General features: G+C 61.1%; 18 protein-coding genes and 3 tRNA genes. 5 read left to right on the forward strand and 16 right to left on the reverse strand.

What is annotated here, in order from left to right:
- Positions 1–133 precede the first annotated feature (133 nt).
- From rplL to I6L36_RS11355, 10 genes are all read right to left on the reverse strand, one after another.
- Positions 134–499, reverse strand: coding sequence for a 50S ribosomal protein L7/L12 (gene rplL, locus I6L36_RS11310; protein WP_010675957.1), 366 nt, complete (start codon positions 497–499; stop codon positions 134–136).
- Between the two features lie 51 nt (positions 500–550).
- A complete protein-coding gene (rplJ, locus tag I6L36_RS11315; protein ID WP_005339895.1) occupies positions 551–1,051 on the reverse strand; it encodes a 50S ribosomal protein L10 in 501 nt (166 codons plus the stop codon).
- A 256-nt stretch (positions 1,052–1,307) separates the two neighbouring features.
- A complete protein-coding gene (rplA, locus tag I6L36_RS11320) occupies positions 1,308–2,009 on the reverse strand; it encodes a 50S ribosomal protein L1 (protein WP_010675958.1) in 702 nt (233 codons plus the stop codon).
- Between the two features lie 4 nt (positions 2,010–2,013).
- Entirely contained in the window at positions 2,014–2,442 is a 429-nt protein-coding gene (gene rplK / locus I6L36_RS11325) for a 50S ribosomal protein L11 (RefSeq protein ID WP_005306313.1), read from the reverse strand.
- Positions 2,443–2,576: 134 nt separating this feature from the next.
- Positions 2,577–3,128: a transcription termination/antitermination protein NusG gene (gene nusG / locus I6L36_RS11330; RefSeq protein ID WP_010675959.1), complete on the reverse strand. Its 552-nt coding sequence runs from the start codon at positions 3,126–3,128 to the stop codon at positions 2,577–2,579.
- A 9-nt stretch (positions 3,129–3,137) separates the two neighbouring features.
- The gene (secE, locus tag I6L36_RS11335) at positions 3,138–3,509 is read right to left on the reverse strand and encodes a preprotein translocase subunit SecE (protein WP_010675960.1); all 372 of its coding nucleotides are present in this window, start codon (positions 3,507–3,509) and stop codon (positions 3,138–3,140) included.
- A 60-nt stretch (positions 3,510–3,569) separates the two neighbouring features.
- A tRNA-Trp gene (locus tag I6L36_RS11340) sits at positions 3,570–3,646 on the reverse strand.
- A gap of 52 nt (positions 3,647–3,698) precedes the next feature.
- The gene (gene tuf, locus I6L36_RS11345; RefSeq protein WP_005306325.1) at positions 3,699–4,883 is read right to left on the reverse strand and encodes an elongation factor Tu; all 1,185 of its coding nucleotides are present in this window, start codon (positions 4,881–4,883) and stop codon (positions 3,699–3,701) included.
- A 172-nt stretch (positions 4,884–5,055) separates the two neighbouring features.
- A tRNA-Gly gene (locus I6L36_RS11350) sits at positions 5,056–5,130 on the reverse strand.
- A gap of 38 nt (positions 5,131–5,168) precedes the next feature.
- Positions 5,169–5,253: transfer RNA gene (locus I6L36_RS11355), tRNA-Tyr, on the reverse strand.
- Between the two features lie 263 nt (positions 5,254–5,516).
- Here I6L36_RS11355 and coaA point away from each other — a divergent pair.
- A complete protein-coding gene (gene coaA, locus I6L36_RS11360; protein ID WP_029314861.1) occupies positions 5,517–6,455 on the forward strand; it encodes a type I pantothenate kinase in 939 nt (312 codons plus the stop codon).
- 76 nt (positions 6,456–6,531) lie between these two features.
- Here coaA and birA read toward each other — a convergent pair whose 3' ends face one another.
- A complete protein-coding gene (gene birA / locus I6L36_RS11365) occupies positions 6,532–7,497 on the reverse strand; it encodes a bifunctional biotin--[acetyl-CoA-carboxylase] ligase/biotin operon repressor BirA (RefSeq protein ID WP_109112410.1) in 966 nt (321 codons plus the stop codon).
- A complete protein-coding gene (murB, locus tag I6L36_RS11370; RefSeq protein ID WP_109112411.1) occupies positions 7,494–8,531 on the reverse strand; it encodes a UDP-N-acetylmuramate dehydrogenase in 1,038 nt (345 codons plus the stop codon). Before murB ends, birA begins: the two co-directional genes overlap by 4 nt.
- Before the next feature lie 125 nt (positions 8,532–8,656).
- Between murB and I6L36_RS11375 the strand changes: the two genes are divergently transcribed.
- Together I6L36_RS11375 and I6L36_RS11380 are read left to right on the forward strand one after the other, a co-directional pair.
- A complete protein-coding gene (locus I6L36_RS11375; RefSeq protein ID WP_041211920.1) occupies positions 8,657–9,310 on the forward strand; it encodes a TrkA family potassium uptake protein in 654 nt (217 codons plus the stop codon).
- On the forward strand, positions 9,307–10,662 hold the full coding sequence (locus tag I6L36_RS11380; protein ID WP_109112412.1) for a TrkH family potassium uptake protein: 1,356 nt from the start codon (positions 9,307–9,309) through the stop codon (positions 10,660–10,662). Before I6L36_RS11375 ends, I6L36_RS11380 begins: the two co-directional genes overlap by 4 nt.
- Positions 10,663–10,734: 72 nt before the next feature.
- On the opposite strand, the gene I6L36_RS11385 is transcribed toward I6L36_RS11380, so the two are convergent.
- Complete coding sequence (locus I6L36_RS11385) at positions 10,735–12,732, reverse strand: DNA topoisomerase III (protein WP_109112413.1); 1,998 nt, start codon at positions 12,730–12,732, stop codon at positions 10,735–10,737.
- Between the two features lie 298 nt (positions 12,733–13,030).
- On the opposite strand from I6L36_RS11385, the gene I6L36_RS11390 reads away from it, so the two are divergent.
- Together I6L36_RS11390 and torA are read left to right on the forward strand one after the other, a co-directional pair.
- A complete protein-coding gene (locus I6L36_RS11390; RefSeq protein ID WP_109112414.1) occupies positions 13,031–14,161 on the forward strand; it encodes a NapC/NirT family cytochrome c in 1,131 nt (376 codons plus the stop codon).
- 22 nt (positions 14,162–14,183) lie between these two features.
- Positions 14,184–16,664: a trimethylamine-N-oxide reductase TorA gene (gene torA, locus I6L36_RS11395; protein ID WP_109112415.1), complete on the forward strand. Its 2,481-nt coding sequence runs from the start codon at positions 14,184–14,186 to the stop codon at positions 16,662–16,664.
- Positions 16,665–16,884: 220 nt separating this feature from the next.
- Here the strand turns inward: torA and I6L36_RS11400 are convergent, their stop codons facing one another.
- From I6L36_RS11400 to I6L36_RS11410, 3 genes are all read right to left on the reverse strand, one after another.
- Positions 16,885–17,346 (reverse strand): hypothetical protein, encoded by a 462-nt coding sequence (locus tag I6L36_RS11400; protein WP_010675970.1) that lies wholly within the window; start codon positions 17,344–17,346, stop codon positions 16,885–16,887.
- 103 nt (positions 17,347–17,449) lie between these two features.
- Positions 17,450–18,796 (reverse strand): sensor histidine kinase, encoded by a 1,347-nt coding sequence (locus I6L36_RS11405; RefSeq protein WP_052816185.1) that lies wholly within the window; start codon positions 18,794–18,796, stop codon positions 17,450–17,452.
- 31 nt (positions 18,797–18,827) lie between these two features.
- Positions 18,828–19,484: a response regulator transcription factor gene (locus tag I6L36_RS11410; protein WP_005332666.1), complete on the reverse strand. Its 657-nt coding sequence runs from the start codon at positions 19,482–19,484 to the stop codon at positions 18,828–18,830.
- Between the last annotated feature and the right edge of the window lie 27 nt (positions 19,485–19,511).

Here is a 19,511-nt window from a genome sequence, read left to right on the forward strand (position 1 = left end):
GCGGTCCGGATTGCTGGTGCACCGAGAGTCGTAAACGGTGTGAAATGCTCTCAGTCTACAGCGCAAAAAGGCTGGTGAACAAAAATTCACCAGCCCTAGCCTGTTTTATCAGGCTAATCTACATAAATGCAGATTATTTGATCTCAACAGAAGCACCGGCAGCTTCCAGCTCTTTCTTCAGAGCTTCAGCTTCGTCCTTGGACACGGCTTCTTTCAGATTGGTCGGAGCAGCTTCTACCAGGTCCTTGGCTTCTTTCAGGCCCAGACCGGTAGCGCCACGAACGGCCTTGATGACGGCAACTTTGTTGGCGCCAGCAGCAGTCAGAACTACGTCGAACTCGGTCTTCTCTTCTACTGCTTCAGCAGCAGCCGGGCCGGCCATGACGGCAGCAGCGGCAGAAACACCGAACTTCTCTTCCATAGCTTCGATCAGCTCAACAACTTCCATTACGGACATGGAAGCAACGGCTTCGATGATTTGGTCTTTAGTGATAGACATGACAAAAATTCCTGATGTTGAATAAACTCAAACAGCCTAGATAGGCGAGAATCAAGCAGCAGCTTGTTTCTGGTCGCGAACAGCAGCGATAGTACGAACCAGCTTGCCAGCAGAGGCTTCCTTCATGGTAGCCATCAACTTCGCAATTGCTTCTTCGTAAGTCGGCAGCGTGGCCAGACGATCAATTTGTGCTGCGGCGATAAACTCACCGTTAAAAGCGCCAGCCTTGATTTCGAACTTTTGGTTCGCTTTGGCAAACTCTTTGAACAGACGAGCGGCAGCGCCCGGGTGTTCGTTAGAGAAAGCAATCAAGGTAGGACCGGTAAATGCGTCGTTCAGGCACTCGTATTCGGTACCTTCTACCGCGCGACGCAGCAGGGTGTTACGCACAACGCGCATGTACACACCAGCTTCACGAGCGGTCTTACGCAGGACGGTCATCTTGTCTACAGTGACGCCGCGAGAATCGGCTACAACTGCAGAAAGAGCGCCTTTGGCAGCTTCGTTGACTTCAGCAACAATTGCCTTTTTGTCTTCGAGTCCCAATGCCATTGGCTTAACTCCTGGATTGAATCCGGGTCTGTTGACCCAGTACTGACACATCCCCCCTACCTTTACAACAGAGGGGAACGATGCGGTAGCAGGATTCCAGAAGAGAAAGAATCTTTCTCGCTGGGTTTCCGGCACCGTCTACGCAGGAAGAATTAAGGCTTTGCGGCCTCCTGCGGTCTTGGACGGAGGTCGAAACCCCCAACCAATCAAGGCGCAAAATTATAGATTAAATTTTGCGCCTTGTAAAACCCATCAATTAGGCCTGAGCTTCCAGGGAAGCTTGGTCTACGGCAACACCGGCACCCATGGTGGTGGAGATGCTGACTTTCTTGATGAATACACCCTTGGCGGAGGACGGCTTGGCCTTCTTCAAGGCAACCAGCAGCGCTTCCAGGTTTTCTTTCAGCTGAACTTCGTTGAAAGAGACCTTGCCCAGAGTGGTATGAATGATACCGTTCTTGTCGTTACGGTAACGAACCTGACCAGCCTTGGCGTTCTTGACGGCTTCGGCTACGTTCGGAGTGACGGTACCCACTTTCGGGTTCGGCATCAGACCGCGCGGGCCCAGGATTTGACCCAGTTGACCAACAACACGCATGGCATCCGGGGATGCGATGACGACGTCGAAGTTCATCTCGCCTTTCTTGACCAGCTCGGCCAGGTCGTCCATACCAACCAGTTCAGCACCGGCAGCCTTGGCGGCTTCGGCGTTGGCACCCTGGGTGAACACGGCGACACGGATGTCACGACCGGTACCGTGCGGCAGTACAGTTGCACCACGTACGTTCTGATCGGATTTACGAGCATCGATACCCAGGTTAACGGCAACGTCAACGCTTTCAACGAACTTGGCAGTAGCCAGTTCTTTCAGCAGGGCAATGGCTTCGTTGATGGAGTACTCTTTGGTACCGTCAACTTTTTCGCGAATAACGCGCATACGCTTGGACAGTTTAGCCATTGTCTTACTCCTCCACTACCAGGCCCATGGAACGAGCGGAACCGGCGATGCAACGTACTTTTGCATCCAGATCGGCACCAGTCATATCCGGCTCTTTGGTCTTGGCGATTTCTTGCAGCTGAGCCACAGTCACCTTACCAACCTTGTCTTTGTTCGGCTTGGCAGAACCAGACTGGATACCAGCGGCTTTCTTCAGCAGGAAGGAAGCGGGCGGAGTCTTGGTTTCGAAGGTGAAGGAACGGTCGCTGTAAACGGTGATCACGACCGGAGTCGGAGAACCTTTTTCCAGCTTTTCTGTACGGGCGTTGAACGCCTTACAGAATTCCATGATGTTCACGCCGTGCTGACCCAGAGCGGGACCAACGGGAGGGCTGGGGTTAGCACTGCCAGCCTTAACTTGCAGCTTGATATAAGCTGTGACTTTCTTAGCCATTACAAAAATACCTCAAAAATGGGTTCTAACGCCTCGGAGACATGCTCCTGCAAACGGCTCCCCAACAAATAAAGGGGCAGCGAATTATAGAGATAATCGCTGCCCCTGACAACCGTTAAACGTACAGAGATTAATCAGCCTTTTTCGACCTGACCAAAATCCAGTTCTACCGGCGTTGAGCGGCCGAAGATCAGTACGGAGACCTTCACGCGGCTCTTTTCGTAGTCCACCTCTTCAACGGTACCGTTGAAGTCGGCGAACGGACCATCGGCAACCCGGACCATCTCACCCGGTTCAAACAGGGTTTTCGGACGCGGCTTGTCGTGGGCATCTTGCAGACGATTGAGGATGGCATCCGCTTCCTTATCGGAGATAGGAGCAGGGCGATCGGAGGTACCGCCGATGAAACCCATTACACGTGGTACATTGCGTACCAGGTGCCATGTGGTTTCATCCATCACCATCTGGACCAGGACGTATCCCGGGAAAAATTTGCGCTCACTCTTGCGCTTCTGGCCAGCACGCATCTCGACCACTTCTTCGGTCGGGACCAGCACTTCACCAAACAGCTCTTCCATGCCATGCATCTTGATATGTTCACGCAGGGATTTGGCAACACGGCCTTCGTAGCCGGAAAATGCCTGCACGACATACCATCTCATACGCTGTTCACGTTGTTCAGTCATGGCTTATCCTTACACACCGGTAATCAGGTTGACCAACCAGACCAAGGCGCCGTCCAACACGAACAGCAGCAGCCCCATCACGGCAGTCACCGCCAGCACAATCAGGGTTGTCTGAATGGCTTCCTGACGGGTCGGCCATACGACCTTGCGGACTTCCAGGCGAGACTCACGGGCAAACGCCAGCGTTGCCTTGCCCTTGGTGGTTTGCAGGGCCACTGCACCGGCAGCGGCGATGACAACGACCACACCCAGGGCGCGGACGGCAGCAATAACGTCGCTCAGCAGGTAATTGCCCACTACAGCGGCCGCCAGGATGATGAAAACCAGGCCCCAAAGCAGGGTATCCTTGCTTCCGCCCTGACCCTCAGAACTAACACTCATACAACCCACCTGTATCTGACGTAACCAAAGACACAAAAGCCCCGTACGAGACGAGGTATATGGCAGGGGCGGCAGGACTCGAACCCGCAACCATCGGTTTTGGAGACCGCTGTTCTACCAATTCGAACTACGCCCCTGCATAAGAAAGCCCCTATTATAGGGGCTTTGCTTTATTTATGTAAGCCAAGATTAAGCGATAACTTTGGCTACAACACCAGCACCTACGGTACGGCCACCTTCACGGATGGCGAAACGCAGGCCGTCGTCCATCGCGATCGGGGCAATCAGGGTAACAACCATCTTGATGTTGTCGCCCGGCATGACCATCTCTACGCCTTCCGGCAGTTCGATGGTACCGGTCACGTCGGTAGTACGGAAGTAGAACTGCGGACGGTAGCCCTTGAAGAACGGGGTATGACGACCACCTTCTTCTTTGGACAGCACGTACACTTCAGATTCAAACTTGGTGTGCGGCTTGATGGTGCCCGGCTTGGCCAGTACCTGACCACGCTCTACGTCTTCACGCTTCACGCCACGCAGCAGTGCGCCAACGTTCTCACCTGCACGACCTTCGTCCAGCAGTTTGCGGAACATTTCAACTCCGGTACAGGTGGTCTTGGTGGTATCTTTGATACCAACGATTTCCACTTCTTCACCAACCTTGACGATACCGCGCTCTACACGACCGGTAACTACGGTACCACGGCCTGCGATGGAGAAGACGTCTTCGATAGGCATCAGGAACGGCTGGTCGATGGCACGCTCCGGCTCCGGAATGTAGGTGTCCAGGTGGCCAGCCAGTTCCAGGATCTTCTCTTCCCACTGAGCTTCGCCTTCCAGCGCTTTCAGTGCGGAACCACGTACTACCGGCAGGTCATCACCCGGGAAGTCGTACTCGGACAGCAGTTCGCGAACTTCCATCTCGACCAGTTCCAGCAGCTCTTCGTCATCTACCATGTCGCACTTGTTCATGAACACGATGATGTACGGAACGCCTACCTGACGACCCAGCAGGATGTGCTCACGAGTCTGCGGCATCGGGCCGTCAGTCGCTGCTACTACCAGGATTGCGCCGTCCATCTGGGCAGCACCGGTGATCATGTTTTTAACGTAGTCGGCGTGACCCGGGCAATCTACGTGAGCGTAGTGGCGGGTAGCAGTGTCGTATTCTACGTGGGAGGTGTTGATGGTGATACCACGCTCACGCTCTTCCGGCGCCTTGTCGATCTGGTCGAAGGCGAAAGCTTTACCACCGAAGTGCTTGGCCAGCACGTTGGTGATGGCGGCGGTCAGGGTGGTTTTACCGTGGTCAACGTGGCCGATGGTACCCACGTTAACGTGCGGTTTATTACGCTCAAATTTTTCTTTAGACATGATCGTCCCTCTAAACTAACGCTGAGTACGCGGTGGCAAGCTAACCACAGAACAGTTTATATGATGGATTTGAATCAAGGGGAGTAGAGAGGTTGGTGCTGACAGGCTGGTTCGATTGCCGAACTCACCCTAAGGTGTGGCTCTCAGAATTACCTGAGCCATATCAGCATCTTGGAGCGGGCAGCGGGAATCGAACCCGCATCATCAGCTTGGAAGGCTGAGGTAATAGCCATTATACGATGCCCGCATTTCTCTAACCCAAAGAACTCAAACCGCAGAGAAATATGGTGGAGGGAGAAGGATTCGAACCTTCGAAGGCAGAGCCGTCAGATTTACAGTCTGATCCCTTTGGCCGCTCGGGAACCCCTCCAGTTGCATAAATGCCACAACGGTAATTCTGCTTGCACCCGTTGTTTTTGTCGCTTTTGCTGGGCAAATAGACGACAGACATCCAAGCGTCGCGCATTTTATGGTAAGGATTTTGGGGATGCAACCATTGCACCTTGCAAAATGTGCATTTATGCCGGGATCCAGGCAAAAAAACGCTCCTTCTCCGTCCCGACCGGACGCGTCCCTTGTCGCTCCCGATCCCTTGGTGTATGGTCGCCCTGCCCAAGAAACAGTGATGACACCATGACGACAGAGCATAACCCCTATTTGCAATTCACCCGCGAACAATGGGCGTTATTGCGCGATGCGGTCCCCCTGACCCTGACCGAGCACGATCTGCAGACCCTGCGCGGGATCAACGAGAAGGTGTCATTGCGGGAAGTGGAAGAGATCTATCTGCCCCTCTCCCGTCTCCTCAATCTCTACGTCAAGGCCAAGCAGCGCCGCAGCCGGGTGCTGGAGCAGTTTCTCGGTCAGTCCCGCGGCAAGGGCACCTATATCATCAGCATCGCCGGCAGCGTGGCGGGGGGAAAGAGCACCACGGCCCGTATCCTTCAGGCACTGCTGGAGCGCTGGCCGGAGCACCCCAGGGTGGAGCTGGTCACCACCGACGGCTTCCTGTTTCCCAACAAGGAGCTGGAAGCCCGTGGCCTGATGCGCCGCAAGGGGTTCCCCGAGTCTTATGACATCCGCCATCTGGTGGAGTTTGTCGCCAATATCCGCGCCGGCCACGAGAAGGTCGAGGCCCCCGTCTACTCCCACCTCATCTATGACATCCTGCCCGACGAGAAGAAGGTGGTGGAGCAGCCGGACATCCTGATCCTGGAAGGGCTTAATGTGCTGCAAAGCGGCATGGACTATCCCCAGGACCCTCATCGCGTGTTCGTGTCGGACTTCGTCGACTTTTCCATCTATGTGGATGCCGATGCCGAGCTGCTGCGCACCTGGTACATCGATCGTTTTCTCAAATTCCGCAGCGGCGCCTTCTCGGATCCCGACTCCTATTTCCACCACTACGCCAAGCTGGCCGAAAGCGAGGCGACCGAGATCGCCAACAACATCTGGCAGGATATCAACTACCTGAATCTGCAAGAGAACATCTTGCCGACCCGGGAGCGGGCCAACCTCATCCTCACCAAGGGCAACGAGCACGCCATCGAGCAGATCAAGCTGCGCAAGTGACCACTGTCGCAGTGCATACATGAAAGAGGGGGCCCGCAGGCCCCCTCTTTCATTCAGTCGTCATGAGCGTATGGGCTCAGTCCCCCCGCCGCAAGGAGAGTTCCCCTCCCAGATAGAACTTGAGCCCCTCTTCCGTCTCCAGACGCAGGGCTCCGCGTTCGTCGATCCCCCGGGCAATCCCGCGGATCACCTGCTCTCCCATCAGCAGCTTCACCGGCTGGCCGGCGAAGTGGTCGAGCCGGTTCCAGCTCTCGACGAAACTCGCCAGTCCCGTCTGTTCGAAGGTCTGCATGGCCTGCTGCAGGTGCAGCAGCACGCAGGCGGCCAGCTCGTTGCGATCCACCAGCTCGGGCTGGATATGGCGCAGCTCGGACCAGGCCTGATCGATCTTCTCCCCCTCCCGACTCGGCATCGCCAGATTGAGGCCGACCCCGATCACCAGATGGCAGCTGGCGCCGGCGCTGCCGCTCATCTCCACCAGAATGCCTGCCAGCTTGCGGCCCTGATAGTAGAGATCATTGGGCCACTTGAGCTCAACTCCCGGATAACCGAGGGACTCCAGTGCCTGCACCACGGCCACCCCGACCGCGAGACTCAGTCCCATGGCGGCCGCCATGCCCTGCTCAAGCCGCCAGTACATGCTCAGGATCAGCTGGCAACCGAAGGGAGAAACCCAGGGTTTGCCACGACGTCCCCGCCCGGCGGTCTGGCACTCGGCCAGACAGCTTTCCCCGGAGCTCAGGGTGTTGACCCGCTCCAGCAGGTACTGGTTGGTGGAGTCGATGACAGGGAAGCAGTGCACTGGCGCCATCGGTGCCTCTGCCTGCAGCCGCCCCTCGTCATAGAGGGCCATGGGCACCGCCAGCCGATAGCCCTTGCCGGTCAGGCTGAAGAGATCCAGCCCCAGATCCTTGAGCGCGGCCATGTGCTTGCTCACCGCCGCCCGGCTGATGCCAAGGCGCTCGCCCAGCTGCTCGCCGGAATGAAACTGGCCGTCGCTGAGCAGGGTGATCAGGGTCTGTCTGATGGGGGTCAGGGTCATGCCAGTACCTCGTCGAGCCAGGTTTCACCCAGGCGCCCCATGAAGCGCACCTCATGTTCCAGCACCACACCGAACTGGTGCTCCACACTGTCGCGGACATGGGCCGCCAGCGCGATGAGCTCCATGGCGCTGGCGCCCCCCAGATTCACCAGCACCAGCGCCTGCTCCTGATGGACGGCGGCACGACCGATGGCAAACCCCTTGAGACCGCACTGATCGATGAGCCAGCCAGCCGCCAGCTTGGCCTGCCCTTCTGCTGCGGGGTAGCTGGGCATCTGCGGGTATTGCTGTTTCAGGGTCTTCGCCAGGGCGGCGGGCACCACAGGGTTTTTGAAGAAACTGCCCGCGTTGCCCAGCACAGCCGGATCCGGCAGCTTGACCATGCGGGTGGCACAGACGGTGTCGAAGATGGCCTGTGGCGAAGGAGCATCTCCCAGCGCCGCCAGCGGGCCATAACCGGCGACCGGGCGCCATGCCTTGGGCAGGCGCAGACCGACGGCGGTGATGAAGTGGGAGTCCTGATAGTCGTGTTTGAAGATGCTGTCACGGTAACCGAACCGGCAGTCGGCCGCCGCGATGCGCTCAACCTCGCCACTCTGCCAGTTGAACGCCTCCACGTAGGCACAGACGCTGGCCAGCTCGACCCCGTAGGCACCGATGTTCTGTACCGGGGCCGCCCCGACCGTCCCGGGAATGAGTGCCAGGTTCTCCAGCCCGTGCCAGCCCTGTTGCAGGGCGTGGCATACCAGCTCGTGCCAGTTTTCACCTGCCGCCACGTGCAGCAGCCAGTGCTCGGCCTCCTCGTGCAGCGTGATCCCTTTCAGGCCGTTGTGGACCACCAGACCGGCAAAGTCATCGCAGAACAGGATGTTGCTTCCTCCTCCCAGCACCAGGCGCGGCAAGGTGGCCAACTCCGGGTTGGTCCGCAGTTGCACGAGCTCATCCGGCCGGGTCACATCGGCCAGCCAGAGGCAGTGTGCGTCCAGGCCCAGAGTGTTGAGGGTCGACAGGGAGGCGTGGGGGGTGAGTTTCATCTGTGTGTTCCGACAAGGACAAGGGCGCAGTTTACCCCAGATCCCCCGGGACAAAAAACCCGGACACTTTTCGGACTCACGGCGCTGGAGTAGAGTAACCCCTTCATCCCGCTGAGGAAGCATGCATGAACAATCAATTCGCCGTCATCGGCCTGGGCCTGTTTGGCAGCGCCTTGTGTGAAGAGTTGCAGCGCCAGAATGCCGAGGTACTGGCCATCGACATCGACGAGAGCAAGACCCGCCAGATAGCCACCCTCTGCAACCACGTCATCGTGGCCGATGCCACCGACGAGGCCACGGTCGCCGAACTGGGCCTGGCGAATTTCGACATCGTCTTTGTCGCCATCGGCGACAACCTGGAGACCAGCATCCTGACCACGCTGGTGCTGAAAGAGGCGGGCGTGAAGAAGGTCTGGGTCAAGGCCCGCGACAAGTTCCACGCCAAGATCTTGCAGAAGGTGGGCGCGGACAAGGTGATCAACCCTGAGTGGGACATGGGCCGCCGGGTAGCCCAGAGCATGCTGGACAACCGGCTGTTCGACTACCTGGAGCTGGGTCACGACATGGTGCTGACCGAGTTCGTGATCGGCCTGCAGCAAAACACCCGCACCCTGGCCGATTTGCACCTGCTGCAGCAAAGCGATTTCCAGCTGCTGGCCATCAAGCGTGGCGAGGTACTCCACAACGTCCTGACCGGCAAGATGGAGCTGCAACTGGGTGACATCCTGATCCTGGCCGGCAACAAGCACGCCATCGATCACTGGCTCGACACCCTATGATCAACTGGCGCAGCAACTACGCCTTCACCCTGCACCGGGAAGACAACTCCCGCTGGAGCGAGGCCAAGCTCATCCTGGGCAGTTTCCTCATCATCCTGCTGGTCGGCACCGTGTTTCTGGTCCAGCCCTCCAGCCACAAGGGTGAGGTCACCGTCATCAACGCCCTGTTCACCGCCACGTCAGCCATCAGCGTGACCGGCCTCGGGGTGGTGGATACCGGCACCGCCTTCACCCTGCAGGGGCAGATCATCCTGTTGATATTGATGGAGATTGGCGGTCTCGGCCAGATGACCATGACACTGCTGCTCATCGCCATGTTCAGCAAGCGGGTCGGGCTGCGCCAACAGGTGCTGGCCAAGGAGGCGCTGGGCCAGGAGGGGTCCGTCAACATCGTCCAGCTGGTGAAGCGCATCGTCCTGTTCGCCCTGATTGCCCAGCTGATCGGCACCGCCATCATGGCCATTCGCTGGGTGCCTGACATGGGCTGGGGCCACGGCCTCTACGTCAGCTTCTTCCACGCGGTGTCGGCCTTCAACAACGCCGGCTTCTCACTGTTTGCCAACAACCTCATGGACTACCGGGATGACCCCCTCATCAGCCTGACCATACCGGCTCTGCTGATCCTGGGGGGGATCGGCTTCACCGTCATCGTCGACCTGGTGCGCAACCGCCGCTGGCGCAAGCTGAAACTGCACAGCAAGCTGATGCTGCTGATGACCCCTGCCCTGCTGCTGCTGGGGACCCTGATGTTCTGGCTGCTGGAGCACAACAACCCGGGCACCCTGGGCAACGCCTCCTTCGGGAGCCAGTGGCTGGCCGCCTTCTTCCAGTCGGCCACCGCGCGCACGGCGGGCTTCAACACGGTGGATATCGGCCAGATGGTGCCGGCTTCCCTGCTGTTCATGATGATGCTGATGTTCATCGGTGCCGGGGCGACCTCCACCGGTGGCGGTATCAAGGTCACCACCTTTGCCGTCGTCCTGCTGGCGACCCGGGCGTTTCTGACCAAGCGCCCCCATGTCACCGCCTTCGGCCGCACCCTGTCACCCCAGATAGTGACCCGCTCCCTGGCCATCATCATCGTCAGTACCATGGTGCTGATGCTGGCGATGTTCCTGCTGATGCTCACGGAGTCGCAACCCTTCGACAAGATCATGTTCGAGACCATCTCGGCCTTTGCCACTGTGGGTCTGTCCACCGGCATCACCGCCTCACTGAGCGAGCCGGGCAAGCTGATCCTGGTGCTGGTGATGATCTGTGGCCGTCTGGGGCCCCTCACCCTGGCCATCATGCTGGCCCGTCCGGTGGAGACCCGCATCCGTTATCCGGAAGAAAGCGTCTACACGGGGTAAGCCATCTAATCCATACAAAGAGGGGCCTCCGGCCCCTCTTTCTTTTCTATGTGATCACGGCGCGCGCCAGCCTCAGGCCGCCTTGCCCCTGGTCGTCCCCTTGCCAGAGCTCTTTCCCGTACTCTTGCCAGCACTCTTGCTCGTGCGGGGGCGTGCGGCGGTGGACGCAGTCCGCTTGCGGCGAACAAAGCGGTGCTTGCTGTCACCGAGCGCCGCCTTGGGCAGTGCGCTGAAGCTGGCGCCGGAATCCTGCCGCGCCCCCTCGATCAGGCCGTTGAGCTGCTCGGTGAGCGGCCCCATGAACTGCTGGTAGCTGCCGTGACGTTCGGCGATCTGCCCCAGACTCTGCTCCCACAGTGCCGTCATGTCCGGTGTCGTTGCGGTCGCGGGCAGCGCCTGGACCAGGGCTCGCCCGGTCGGGGTGGCCTTGATGCTCTTGCCCTGGCGCACCAGGAAGCGGCGCTTGAACAGCAGATCGATGATCCCGGCCCGGGTCGCCTCGGTGCCGAGGCCATCGGTCTCCCGCAGGGTCTTGCGGATCTCGGGATCCTGCACATAACGGGCGATGCCGGTCATCGCGGCCAGCAGGGTGGCATCGGTAAACGGCTTGGGGGGCTGGGTCATCTTCTCCAGCAGCTCCCCCCGCTCGCACAGCAGTTCCTCCCCCTCTTTCAGGGCAGGCAGGGTTCCCGCCTCCTCCTCGTCATCCTCTTCCACTCCGAGCAGCGCCTTCCAGCCCGCCTTGAGGATGCGGCGCGCCTTGGCCTGGAACAGCCCTCCGGCGATGCGCAGCAACACCTTGCTGTCGTTGTACTCGAACGGCGGGTAGAACTGCAGCAGATACTGGCGGGCAATCAGGCCGTAAAGCTTCGCCTCGTCGGCCCCCAGGCTCCCCTCGTTCCCCCTCTTCTCGGTGGGAATGATGGCGTGGTGGGCATCCACCTTGCTGTCGTTCCACGCCTTGCTGCGGATCCTGCCATCCGCTTCGGCGACCGCCCTGGCCAGCGCAGGGGCCGTGCTGGCGATGGCCTCCCGCACCTGGCCGGCCCGGTTGAAGTGCTCGCTCGGCAGATGGCGGCTGTCGGATCTGGGATAGGTGATGAGCTTGTGCCGCTCGTAGAGGCTCTGGCAGATATCCAGCACCCGCTTGGCATCCATGCCAAAGCGCTTGGCCGCGTCGATCTGCAGGCTGGAGAGGTTGTAGGGGAGCGGCGCCGCCTGCCTGCGCGCCTGCTCCTCCACCGCCTCCACCCGGGCGGGTTGCCCCTGGATCCGCTCCACCACCTTGGCGGCCAGCGCCCGGTTGAGCACCCGGCCCTCCTCATCCTGCCAGGGCAGGCAGGCCTCCGATGGCAGCCACCTGGCGGTGAAACGTTCGTTGCCCTGGGTCAGCAGATGGGCCATCACCTCGTAGAACGGCTTGGGAACGAAGGCCTCGATCTCGAGATCCCGGCGCACCACCAGACCGAGCAAGGGGGTCTGTACCCGGCCGACCGACAGCAGTTCGCTGCAGCCCCCCTTGCGGCCAAGCAGGGTATAAGCCCGGGTCATGTTGATGCCATAGAGCCAGTCGGCACGGCTACGGGCCAGCGCCGACACCGCCAGCGGCACGAACTCCTTGTTGTCCCTGAGCTTGTCGAGGGCGCGGCGCACGGCGGGGGGATTGAGATCGCTGATGAGGCAGCGCTGAACCGGTTTGGTCTTGGGATAGCCGAGAAAGTCGATCACCTCGTCCACCAGCAGTTGCCCTTCCCTGTCCGGGTCACCGGCGTTGACCACGCACTCCGCCTGCTTGATGAGCCCCTTGATGACGGCCAGCTGGGCCTTGGTCTTGGGTTTGGCCACCAGCTGCCACTGGGTCGGGACAATGGGAAGGGATTCCATGCGCCACTGCTTGTAGGCGGCATCGTAGGCATCGGGCTCGGCCTGCTCCAGCAGGTGGCCGATGCACCAGGTCACCACGTCTCCCTGCGCCGTCTCGATGAAACCCTCCCCCTTCTTGTGCGGTTTGGGGAGGACATCGGCGATGGCACGGCCAAGGCTGGGTTTCTCGGCGATAAAGAGTCGCATGATGGATACACCTGAATACTGTATATGTGAACAGTATACAATCCTCTCACCGCAAACCCCAAGCCCCGGGGTGGTGCGCGGCCTCCCCGCCCCGGCTTGGGCATCGCCCCCATCACAGGACATCCCGCTCCCGTTGAAGGGTAAAAGTGCGATTAAAATTCAAAAAAGCATGCCCAAACAAAAAACAAAACCAAAAATTACTTACATGTCGAAATAAAAATCATGACCGAGGTCAACCCATCGAATCTTGGTACTACTACTATATTGGTAATACCCGAATTCGAAGGACACCGTCACCATGCTTGGAAAACTGTTGAGAAAGACCTGGTTCTGGCTTCTGCTGCTCGGGGCCCTGCTGGGGATCGCCGCACTGGGCGTCACCGTCACCGTGCTGCACAAGACCAGCTCCACCGAGTTCTGCGTCTCCTGCCACTCCATGCAGACCCCGCTCGCCGAATATCAGGGCAGCGTCCACTTCCAGAACGTGAAGGGGATCCGCGCCGAGTGCGCCGACTGCCACATCCCCAGTGAACCCGCCGCCTATCTCTGGACCAAGATCCGCGCCGTGAAGGACATCTATCACGAGGCGATCGGCACCCTCGACACCCCGGAGAAATACGAGGCCCACAAGCTGCGCATGGCCCAGACCGTGTGGGATCAGCTCAAGGCCAATGACTCCGCCACCTGTCGCAGTTGCCACAGCTACGCCGCCATGGACATCCTGGCCCAACGCCCCAATGCCCGCGCCGAGCACCCGGTCGCTATCAAGGAGGGTCAGACCTGCATCGACTGTCACCGCGGCGTTGCCCACATCATGCCGGACATGAGCGGCCTGGCCGCCGCCGGTGCCAGCGAACTGGCCGCCGCCGCGGCACAGACCCCGGTAACCGTCACCACCCGCTATGCCATCGCCACCACCCCGCTCTATCTGGATGCTGGCGCCAAGACTGACGAAGGCACCCTGATGCCCTCCACCCAGGTGGAAGTGCTGGCCAACGACAACGGCCGCGCCCAGGTGCGCATCGACGGCTGGCAGCAGGACGGGGTGAGCGAGGTGTTCTACGCCGCCCCCGGCAAACGGATCCTGAGCGTGCTGGTCGGCGAAGCCGTCAGAAAAGCCCTCGTGACCGGCAAGAGCGAGACCGACAGCGCCACCAACCTCACCTGGCATCAGGTCAGCCTGACCGCCTGGGTCGACCAGAGCCAGCTCATCGGCGACCAGGGCAAGCTGTGGCAATACGCCTCCACCCTGATGTCCAACAACTGCACCGGCTGTCACGGCCTCACCGCGCTGGATCACTTCAACGCCAACCAGTGGATCGGCGTCATCAAGGGGATGGAGTCCCGTACCTCCCTCACCCCGGAGCAGGCGCGCATGCTCACCCAATACGTGCAGAAACACGCCAGCGACATGAGCGCGGCCCATTAAGGCAGGAACAGAGGACTCTCCCATGACTTTTTTCAATGACCAACAAACCAACCTCTCCCGCCGTACTCTGCTCAAGGGGCTGGGGGCCTGTGCCGCCCTGCCCCTGCTGGCTGGTCTCTTCCCGAAAAGCGCCCTGGCCAAGGCCGTCAGCACGGCCCTTGAGCAGTTCCCCACCCTGGTGCCCGCCCAGAAAGGCATCCTGACCGGCGCCCACTGGGGGGCCTTCGAGGCCATCGTCTCCGAGGGCCGCATGGTGCGGGTCCAGCCGGTGGCCGACGATCCGGCACCGAATGACCTCATCGACATGGCGCCGTTCCAGGTCCACGCCAAGAACCGCATCAAGTACCCCATGGTGCGCAAGAGCTGGCTGGAGCACGGCCCGGGTGCCAGACCGGAGCTGCGCGGAGCCGACGAGTGGGTACGGGTGAGCTGGGAGAAGGCCATCGAACTGGTGGCCGGCGAGATCCAGCGCGTTCAGTCTGATTTCGGCCCCCAGGCGATCCACGCCGGTTCCTACGGCTGGAAGAGTGTCGGCATGTTCCACAACAGCCGCACCCTGCTGCACCGCCTGATGAACCTCTCGGGCGGCTTCACCGGTTATGCCGGGGACTACTCCACCGGCGCGGCCCAGGTGATCATGTCCCACGTGATGGGCTCCATCGAGGTGTACGAACAGCAGACCGCCTGGCCCAACGTGGTGGAGCACGCCGAACTGGTGGTGCTCTGGGGGGTCAACGCCCAAGTGACCCTGAAGAACAGCTGGAACATGCCGGATCACGAGGGGCAGGCCGGCTTCAAGGCGCTGAAAGAGAAAGGCACCCGGGTCATCAGCATCGACCCCGTCTACAACGAGACCGCCAAGCAGGCCAATGCCGAGTGGATTGCCCCGAACGCCTATACCGACGTGGCCATGATGTTGGGTGTCGCTCACACCCTCTACAGCGAGAAGAAGCACGATCAGGCCTTCCTCGATCGCTACACCGTCGGCTTCGACACCTTCCTCGCCTACCTGCTCGGCAAGGATGACGGTCAGCCGAAGAGCGCCGAGTGGGCGAGCGCCATCTGCGGCGTCGAGGCCAAGGTGATCCGCCAGCTGGCCCTCGACATGGCCGCCAAGCGCACCATGATCATGGCGGGCTGGGGCATGCAGCGTCAGCACCACGGGGAGCAGCCCAACTGGATGCTGGTCACTCTGGCCGCCATGCTGGGCCAGATCGGCCTGCCGGGGGGCGGCTACGGCTTCAGTTACCACTACTCCTCCGGTGGCAGCCCCACCGCCAAGGGCGGCATTCTGGCGGGCATCTCCGCTGGCAGCGCACCGAAGAACAGCCCGGCCCCCATCCCGGTGGCCCGCATCGCCGACTGCCTCGCCAACCCGGGCAAGACCATCGACTTCAACGGCCGCAAGGTGACCTATCCGGACATCAAGCTGGTCTACGTGGCGGGCGGCAACCCCTTCCACCACCATCAGGACACCAACAACCTGCTGCAGGCGTGGCGCAAACCCCAGACCGTGATCGTCCACGAGCCCTACTGGACGGCGACTGCCAAGCACGCCGACATCGTACTGCCGGCCACCACCAGCTACGAGCGCAACGACCTGGAGATGGGGGGCGACTACTCCCAGCGCTACGTCTTCCCCATGCACCAGTGCGTCCCCCCCCAGTTTGAAGCCCGCAACGACTTCGACATCTTCAGCGCCATCGCCGCCAAGCTGGGCGTGCAGGAGCAGTACACCGAAGGGAAGGACGAGATGCTGTGGCTCAAGCAGATGTACGACGGCATGGCGGCGCAGGCCCGTGGCGCCCGGGTGGCGCTGCCACCGTTCAACATGTTCTGGGAGTCCAACAACTACATCCGCTTCCCGATCCCGGAAGCCAACCGCCAGTGGATCCGTCACGCCGATTTTCGCGAGAACCCGCTGCTCAACCCGCTCGGTACCCCGTCCGGCAAGATCGAGATCTTCTCCAACACGGTGGCGGGGATGGGTTATGCCGACTGCACCGGTCATCCCAAGTGGTATGAGCCCAAGGAGTGGGTGAAGAGCGAGGTGGCGGCGCGCTATCCGCTGTCGCTCAACACCTCCCACCCGACCCAGCGGCTGCACTCCCAGCTCGACAACACCCCGCTGCGGGACAAGTTCGCCATCGCCGATCGGGAGGCGATCATGATCCATCCTGACGACGCCAAGGCGCGCGGCATCCAGGATGGCGATCTGGTGCGGGCCTTCAACGAGCGCGGCCAGATCCTGGTGGGCGCCCTGCTCTCCGAAGATGTGCGTCAGGGCGTGGTGCGGATCTGCGAAGGGGCTTGGTACGATCCGGCCAAGCCGGGGGAAGCGGGCAGCATCTGCAAGAACGGCAACGTCAACTGCCTCACCTTCGACGAGGGCTCGTCCAGCCTGGCGCAAGGCAACTGCGGCCACATGGCCCAATTGCAGATCGAGAAGTATATCGGGCCAGTGCTCGCCAACACGGCGCACGAGGTACCGGCCAACGGCTGAGTAGAGGACTGAGCAACAAAAACGGCGCCATCAAGGCGCCGTTTTCTTATCGCAGTTTGTGGTGTGGCTCAGAATCAGAGTCACCCTCAACCATATACTCTTCCGCATACTCCACCCGCCTTGCAGCCAGAGCGCGGACAAGGTGGCTCAGAAGTCTCCTTCCACCATGTACTCTTCGGCACACTCCACCCGCCTTGCTGCCAGGGTGCTGGCAAGGGGATCAGAAGTCGCCCTCAACCATATATTCTTCCGCACACTCCACCAGCTGGGGCCAGAGATCTTCCGGCACCCAGGCCTCTGGGTCATCCTCGTCACCGTCATACTGGCTCCAGAAGAAGGCACGCAACCCGCTTGCGAAGTCGTCGCTCAACTCCGCCAGTTCGGAGAGAGGCCCCAGCCAGGCGATGCGGCGCAGGCCGGAGGCGAGATCGTTGATGGCATCCATCAGGGTGCGATCATCCAGGCTCTGCTCCACCAGCAGGGTGAAGCGCTCGCGGGCGCTCTCGGTCTGATCCTCGTCCAGCTCGCCCACGTCGGCCAGCAGGTCGACAAAGTCCTCCAGCAGGAACTGGATCAGGGCATCCCTGTCCTCGAACCACTGGATCTGGGCCCCCTTGGTGCCCAGCACCGAGGCATCGAACGAATCATCGAGATGGCACAAAGCCCAAGGATCGTCAGTCATTGCTACCCTTCCTACACCTGAAACAAGAGACGTATCTTATGCCGGGTGCCGCCCCCCTTGCCAGCACGGCGGCACAAAAGGGGCCCCCCGACGGGGAGCCCCGTCACTCGACCCTGGCCACCTTGGGCAGGGAGAGGGAAGCGGCGAGCCCCCCCAGCTCGGCCCGCCCCATGATGAGACTGCCGCGATAGGCTTCCGCGAGATCCGAGACGATGTTGAGGCCAAGGCCCGAACCCGGCACCTTCTCGTCGAGGCGCACCCCCCGCAGCACCGCCTTGGCGATCTGATCTTCACTCATGCCGGGACCGTCGTCCTCGATGCGCAGGGTGATCCAGCCCCCCAGCTCGGCGCTGGAGATGCGCAGCTCGCTGGCGGACCACTTGAAGGCGTTCTCCAGCAGGTTGCCCACCATCTCGTCGAAGTCCTGCTCCTCCACCCCGACCGCCAGATTGACCGGCACCTGCAAGTCCACCGTCTTGCCGGGATAGAGGCGGGAGAAGGCGCGGCAGATGTACTCCACCCGGGCCCGCACCGGGGTCGACACCCCGAGGATCTTGGCGGCGCCGGTCACTCGCGCCTTGCCGAGGTGGTAGTCGATGTGGCGCTGGATCTGGTCGAGCTGCTCGCCGAGGGCGGCTTGATCCTCCGGCGGCAACTGGGTCACCTGGTTGCGCATGATGCTGAGCGGCGTCTTGAGGGCGTGGGCCAGGTTGCCGGTGTGGGAGCGGGCTCGTTGCAGCAGCTCGCCATAGTGGTGCAGCAGGCGGTTGATGTCCTCCACCAGCGGCTGGATCTCCAGGGGGTAGCGCAGCCGGAACCCCTCCTGATGACCCTGATGGACGCGGCTCAGCTCGCGGCGCAGCAGGTGCAGCGGGCGCAGGCCGTAGAGGATCTGGAACATAAAGCCGAGCACCAGGCCGGTGGCGGCGAAGCCGAGGCCGAGGAACAGGCTGATACGGGTCTTCTTCAGGGTCTGGGTCAGGGCGCTGCTGTCCTTGGCCATCACCAGGGTGAAGACCCGATCAGACCCCGGCAGCAGCACGGTACGGGTCATGATGAGCAGGGGCTCCTTGTTGGGCCCCTTGCCGACGAAGAGGTCCGGATCGCCGAAGGCCGACTTCAGGCCGTGGGCGCTCAAATGGGCATCCCACAGGGAGCGGGAGCGACTGACCACCGTCTCCCCCAGCTCCAGTTGCCAGTAGTAGCCGGAGTAGGGCTGGCGATAACGGGGGTCGGCCATAGGCTCGGTGACCACGGGCAGGCCGTCCGGCTGGATCTCGAGGCGGGAGAGCAGATCGTAGAGCTGCAGGCGCAAGCCATCGGCCTCCGCCTCCTGCCAGTAGTTGCGCATCATGGTCTGCAGGCTGAAGCCGGTGGCGAACAGGAAGAGACCGCACCAGACCATGGCGATCACCACCAGCCGACCTCGCAGGGTGCGTACCAGCCTCATTCAACCCACCCCGCCATCGGTTGCGAGGGTGTCATTCGTTGATCCGGTAGCCGAGGCCGCGCACCGTCTCGATGAGATCGGCGTGGGTCTTCTTGCGGATGCGGCCGATGAACACCTCCACGGTGTTGGAGTCGCGATCGAAATCCTGGGCATAGATGTGGTCGATCAACTCACTGCGGGACACCACCTTGCCCCTGTGCTGCATCAGGTAGCCCAGCACCCGGAACTCGTGGGCGGTGAGCTTGATGGGGGTTCCTTCGTACCACACCTGGGAAGCCGCCATGTCGAGACGCACGCCACCGATCTCGAGGATGGAGCTGGCGTTCCCCGCCGCCCGGCGCACCAGCGCCTGCACCCTCGCCACCAGCTCCGCCACCTGGAAGGGCTTGGTGAGGTAGTCGTCCGCCCCGGCGTTGAGCCCTTCAATCTTCTCGTGCAACTGTCCACGGGCGGTCAGCACCAGCACCGGGGTGTCCATCCCCTTGCTGCGCCACTCCTTCAGTACGCTCAGGCCGTCGCGACCGGGCAGGCCGAGATCCAGGATGATGGCGTCATAGGGTTCGGTCTCGCCGAGAAAGCCCGCCTCGTTGCCATCGTGGCAGAGATCGGTGACGAAACCGGACAGACGCAGCTGTTCCGCCAGCTGGCCCGCGAGGATCTTTTCATCTTCAACTATCAGAATGCGCATACATGGGTATCCAAAACAGGGTTGTGC

Source organism: Aeromonas sp. FDAARGOS 1406, assembly GCF_019048565.1.
Lineage (GTDB): Bacteria > Pseudomonadota > Gammaproteobacteria > Enterobacterales > Aeromonadaceae > Aeromonas > Aeromonas caviae.